At 68.9% G+C, this 6076-nt stretch carries 2 protein-coding genes and 1 pseudogene; all 3 read right to left on the bottom strand.

Annotated features, from left to right (window positions below; genetic code table 11):
* Positions 1-97: 97 nt before the first annotated feature.
* Positions 98-3658: pseudogene (locus tag AC5RUJ_RS09470) on the bottom strand (DUF4011 domain-containing protein); the annotation flags it as partial.
* 168 nt (positions 3659-3826) lie between these two features.
* Positions 3827-5416 carry a glutamine-hydrolyzing GMP synthase gene (gene guaA / locus AC5RUJ_RS09465; protein ID WP_494101697.1) on the bottom strand — a complete coding sequence of 530 codons (1590 nt, stop codon included), beginning with the start codon at positions 5414-5416 and terminating at the stop codon, positions 3827-3829.
* An 83-nt stretch (positions 5417-5499) separates the two neighbouring features.
* On the bottom strand, positions 5500-5991 hold the full coding sequence (locus AC5RUJ_RS09460) for a DUF3817 domain-containing protein (protein ID WP_494012646.1): 492 nt from the start codon (positions 5989-5991) through the stop codon (positions 5500-5502).
* Positions 5992-6076: the final 85 nt, after the last annotated feature.

The following is a 6076-nucleotide window of genomic DNA, read 5'->3' as shown; positions in this document are numbered from 1 at the left end:
CACGATCGCCCCGTACTCCCTGCGCGGTCGGCCGCACCCCACCGTGGCGGTGCCACGAACCTGGGCCGAGCTGGAAGACCCGGACCTGGCTCACCTCCGTCAGCTCCTGGTACTGCGGGCTGCCGTCAGACTCCAGGGCCACGGGCAGGGCCGGTTCAACATCCGGCGAATACTGCACCGTTCCGGTGCTGGCGGCGATGTCGATGACCCCGTAATAGTGGTCCCAAACGCGCGCGCCGCGGGTGCGGATGCGTTCCACGAGGTCCGCGACCAGCGGGTCGTCGATCCCGGGAGACAGTTCGGGCGCCGCGAACCGGCCGTCGCCGAGGTGGCGGTCCAGCAGGTCATGGAAGTCGGCGGCCCCATGCCGCAGCCGCTCGGGGTCCAGATCCTCCGGGCGGAAGCAGCTGAGGACGTGCAGCGACTGCCGGGAACGGGTGACCGCGGTCGCGAAGAGCGACCGCCCGTGCGGCGCCGACAGGGGTCCGAAGTCGTGGACCGCCCGCCCGTGCGGCGTCCGGCCAAAGCCGAGCGAGAAGATCACATCGTCGCGGACCAATCCGGACGCGCGTTCGACGGGAACCACGCGGAAGGGCTCCTGCCGGCGGTTGAAGAAGTCCGCCGCCGCAGGATAATTGGGCATCTGCAGCCGGATGGCCTCCGCCACGCGGGCGGCGTGCCTGGCGCTGGCCGTCACCACCGCCAGCGACCGCGACGGCCGAAGGCTGATGTGCTCGAAGACAAGGTCCACCACCCGGTTGAGTTCGGCCGGGACGCTCTCCACGCCTTCGTGTCCGGCGCCGGGCATCCCGGTACCGTCGGGCAGATATTCCACTTCCAGGCCGCCCCCGCGGATGGAGCTGGCGCCGGGCAGGCGGGACAGCGATCCGCCGTAGAACTTCTCACTCAGCGAGCGGGTCAGGTCGAGGTCGACGGCACGGTAGGCGGTGGTCAGCGCCACCACCGGCAGCACCTCGGAGAGCGCGTGGAAGCAGCTGGCCAACGGTTGCGGTGCTTCGCCGGTGACGGGGTCATTCCGCCGGTCCACGTTGACTTCGAAAGGCTCGGCGCGGCCCAACTCGCCGTCGCCGAACGCCACCACCTGATGCGCCCGTGAGACCGCGGTCAGCGCCGACGGCAGGCTTGTGGCCTCGGCGTCGAGGATGATGACGGCATCGAAGTGCTTGCCTTCCGGGAGCAGGAGCGGCAGCACCAGCGGGGAGGCAGTCCAGATCGGCAACAGCGCCGAAACCAGCGACTCCGACTGCTGTCCCAACGCGGCCAGGGTGGGTTCGCCGGCCTTGAGCAGGTCGCGCAACCGCTGCGCGGCCTTGGGCTTGCTCTTGAGCGAATGCCGCCAGTTCTGTGCCAGTTCCCAGCGCAGCCGGGCGGGCCCGGACGCGATGTGCGCGTTGTCCGCGAGCCGGTAGACCGCCTCGAGCTTGCGGAGATTGTCGCCGTCCGACATGGCCAGGTAGTCGTCGCCGCTGATCATCGCTTCGAGTGCCGACTGCCACCACGCCAGGTCCAGTTCAGCGCTGACCTCGCCCGCACCGACTTCGCGTGTGGCCAGGTCGTCCAGCAGTTCGGTCAGCCCGTGTTCGCGCATCTGCTCCAGCAGCAGCGTACGTTCGGGCAGGTTCACCAGCGTTTCGCGGTCCGCTGCCAGGGCGTCCAGCTGTTCCTGGAGTTCGCCGTCGGGCAGGGCCGCGAGGGCCCGGTCTTCGGGCACCGGTGCCAGCAGGGCGGCCAGTTTCTCGAGGCGCTGCGCCACCTCCCGGTAAAAGCCGTTCAGGTCCGCCAACCCGGAGGGCACCGCCGGATGCCGCTGCGACGTTGCGTAGTCGGCCCACTTTGTCCGCTGCTGCTGCACCTCGAAGAGGGACTCATGCAGGTCGGAGATGTGCACGCCCGGGCGGATGTATTCCTTGGCCACCTTGCGCAGCCGGGAACGCGTCATCGAACTCATTTCGATTCCGCGGTCACGCCGCCAGGAACTCGGCGCGGTCGCGGAAATCAGATCCGTGACCGGCCGGTCGAAGATGTCCGGGGTGAACTTGTCGAGGCTGCCGCGGACCTCCACCAGCAGCTGGAGCTGCTCCCCCCACTCGCGGAACGTCCCGGCGAGGGCGATCTGCGAGTGTTCGGCGACCTTGTTCATCCGTTCGCGCAGCCGCGGGACGTCCTTGGCCAGGTCGGCGGCCAGCTGGTGGGCGTCTTCGGTCTCCTTGCGGTTAAGCAGCTTGGCACCGAACCACGGGCTGGTGGTCGCGGACTTGCTGAAGCTGCCCAACTCGGCAGCCCGGACCAGCCGTGCCGCCAGCTCCGCCCGGTCGGTGATGTTGTCCAGCACCGACCGCTTCAGCCGCACGGTGGTCGCCGGAGCCGGATCGAGCGAGGTGAGCTTGGCCAGCGACTGCATCGCCTGGTAGGGGGAACAGCGCCAGCGACTGCGCACATTGTGCAGCGACTTCACATGCTCCATCAGCTTGTGCCGGTGCTCGGTGAGGGTGGTGTGCAGCTTCTGCAGCTGCGGCTCCTGCGCCTTCTCGTTGCGGCTGATCGCGCGGATCATCGCCCGACGCAGCTGCTCCGGCGTCAGGTCCGCGCTCAACTGCAGGGCCAGCGACCCCAAATCCACGGTTTCCAACTGCTGTGTGAATTCGACCAGCGTGCCCCGGCGTTCCGCGACCACCAGCACGCTCTTGCCCTCGTAGGCCAGGGCGGCCGCAGCGTTGAGTGCAGTCTGGGTTTGTCCGGTGCCCGGCGGCGCGGAAACCACCAGCGAATGCCCCGCCTGGACCAGGTCCAGCACCCGTTGCTGCGCGGCGTCTGCGTCGAGCAGCAGGAACTCATCCTGCGGATCGCGTTCGTCGATCGGCGGCAGTTCCACCTCCGGCACGGGCACGGCGTTCCGGCCGGCCCGGGGACGGGGACCGGCCTGGGATCCGGCTCCGGCTTCGGCCAGCGCGCGGATCACCGGGTGCCCGGCATCGAGCAGGACCGGGTCGGTGACTGCTTCCAGGTCCGCGAAGGTCGACACCAGCAAATGGTGTTCGATGGTCATGTTCCGCACGCCGGCGGTGAGCAGGCGCAGCCGTTCCAGCACCGGGTGCGGATCCAGGCGGGCGGTGCTGTAGGCCAGCCGGGCGGTCGCCTCGGCGTCGATACCGATCCCCTGCTCCGCGGAGAGGTGGCGGACGAGCGCCGGGTTCAGCCGGGCGCGGTCGGTCAACTGCAGTTCGAAGTCGTCCTGGCTGGGGCGGACGGTCAGCGCCACCGGGATCAGCATCACCGGGGCATTCAGGGACTCCGACCGGCCGATGTCGGGAACCCGCCAGGAGGCCGTTCCGGCGGCCAGATACCCGACGTCGATACCGCGGTCCGAACCCAGTTCGTAGATTTTGGCGCGCAGGCTGCGGGCGGTACGCATGGCCGCGGCGTACTGGTTCGGCTCGCGCAGCAGGGTGGAAAGACGGGTGCGGCGGCCGGCCAGCAACTGCGCCAGGCCGGAAGGGTGGGCATGCGTCAGGTCAATGCTGTTCGACGACGTCGGGGCGAACCGCAGCAGGGTGTCCGACCCGGCGAGATCGCCCAGGTTTTCCAGCCACGATGCCACAACGTCTTCAGCAGCCTCAGCTACGCTGGCCAGCGACACGGCTGCCCCCTTTACTTCACTCTCGGCGACTTGCCTGGACCACAACGGCATGTCAAACAAGGTATCGGACTTTAAACGCCAAACGGGCGACCGCAACACTGCTCGGCGAAATTGCCTCGCAGTTCACCCGCAGCCGCGCTGCGGGCGGGCGGCGGTCGCCCGTTGTGGCTACTCCCACTCGATGGTTCCCGGCGGTTTGCTCGTCACGTCGAGCACCACGCGGTTGACGCCGTCCACTTCGTTGGTGATGCGGTTGGAGATTTTGGCCAGCAGGTCGTAGGGCAGCCGCGACCAGTCTGCGGTCATCGCGTCCTCGGAGGAGACCGGACGAAGCACGATCGGGTGTCCGTAGGTTCGGCCGTCGCCCTGGACGCCCACGCTGCGCACGTCGGCGAGCAGGACCACCGGCATCTGCCAGACTTCCTGGTCCAGGCCCGCAGCGGTCAGTTCGGCTCGCGCGATCGCGTCCGCCTTGCGCAGCAGGTCCAGCCGCTCCTGGGTGACTTCGCCGATGATCCGGATGCCAAGTCCCGGGCCGGGGAAGGGCTGGCGTCCGACGATTTCGGCCGGCAGGCCCAGTTGGGCGCCGACCGCGCGGACCTCGTCCTTGAACAGCGTCCGCAGCGGTTCCACCAGCTCGAACTGCAGGTCCTCGGGCAGCCCGCCCACGTTGTGGTGGCTCTTAATGTTCGCGGCGCCCTCGCCGCCGCCGGACTCGACCACGTCCGGGTAGAGCGTGCCCTGCACCAGGAACTTCACCGACTCCCCCTCGGCGGCCGCCTCGGCCAGCACGGCCTTTTCGGCGGCTTCAAAGGCGCGGATGAACTCGCGGCCGATGATCTTGCGCTTGGTCTCCGGGTCGGTGACACCGGCCAGCGCGGACAGGAAGCGCTGCTGTTCGTTGGCTACGTACAGCTTCACGCCCGTGGCCGCGACAAAGTCACGCTCCACCTGCTCGGCTTCGCCCTCGCGCAACAGTCCGTGGTCCACAAAGACACAGGTCAGCTGGTCGCCGACCGCGCGCTGCACCAGGGCCGCGGCGACGGCGGAGTCCACGCCGCCGGACAGCCCGCAGATCACGCGGGAGTCGCCGATCTGGGCGCGAATGCGCTCCACCTGCTCCTCCACGATGTTGCCGGTGGTCCAGTTGGGCTCGAGCCCGGCACCACGGAACAGGAAGTTCTCCAACACGCGCTGGCCGTGGGCCGAGTGCTTGACCTCGGGGTGCCATTGCACGCCGTACAGCTTCTTCTCGTCGTTCGCGAAGGCGGCCACCGGGGCGCCGGCCGTGCTGGCCAGCACGTCGAAGCCTGCGGGTGCCTCCTGCACCGAGTCGCCGTGGCTCATCCAGGTGTTCTGGACGGGGGGCACCCCGGCCAGGATGGACCGGCCCTCCCCCACCGCGGTGGCGTCCGTGGCACCGTACTCGCGCAGCCCGGTCCTGGCTACCTTGCCGCCCAAGGCGTTCGCCATGGCCTGGAAGCCGTAACAGATGCCGAACACCGGGACGCCGGCTTCGAACAGGTCCGCGCCGATCCTCGGCGCTCCTTCGGCGTAAACGCTGGAGGGCCCGCCGGAGAGGATGATGGCCACCGGGTTCTTGGCCATCAGCTGTTCGGTGGTGTAGGTGTGCGGAACGATCTCGGAATACACGTTGGCCTCGCGCACGCGGCGGGCGATCAGCTGCGCGTACTGGGCCCCGTAGTCGACGACGAGGACGGGCCGGTGGTCCGTAGTGGCGGGGGGAGGAGTAGTCACCCTTACAGGATAGTCGCCGGGTCCGGCGCCTCGCACTCCGGCGTCCGGCCCCGCTGCGTGAGGTAGCGCACGCCCGGCTCCGGTCAGTAGCGCTTGGCGGCTTCGGGGTGGGCGGCCAGTTCTTCTTCCACCTCGCGGTGCACCTTGCGTTCCAGGATGATGGACAGGAACGGGATGACGCCGCCCAGGGCGATCAGCACGAACTTGCTGAACGGCCAGCGCATCAGCGACCAGAGCCGGAAGTCGGCAATCAGGTACAGCACGTACAGCCAGCCGTGCGCTATCAGCACCGCGATGGACAGGTTCAGGCCGTCGATCACGGACGGTTCGGCCTGCGCCAGGCCCAGCGCGAAGGTCTCGCCCGTCAGGGTGTTGGTGGCCCCGGCGAACAGGAACAGGTTGAAGCCGTACCGCAGCACCATCTCCACGCAGAGCAGCAGCAGCATGATGCCGGTGATGTAGGAGGTGACCTTGTAGAAGGTCAGGGCGGAGCGGATCTGGGCGTGGGTTCCGCCGAAGCGGCGTTTGGCCGGACGCTGGGTCGCGGCGGAACGGTCGGGGGCGTTTTCGGTCACGTGGACTACCTCGTTGTGTGGGGTGAGCTGGGTGTGGTCTGGTCGGCGGCGGCATCGCCGCCCTGGCGGGTGCCGGCGGGGCCCG

It is taken from the genome of Arthrobacter sp. Y3223164 (assembly GCF_059091005.1).
Note: the sequence above shows the minus strand (reverse complement) of the source record. Positions and strands in the feature narration are given on the sequence as shown.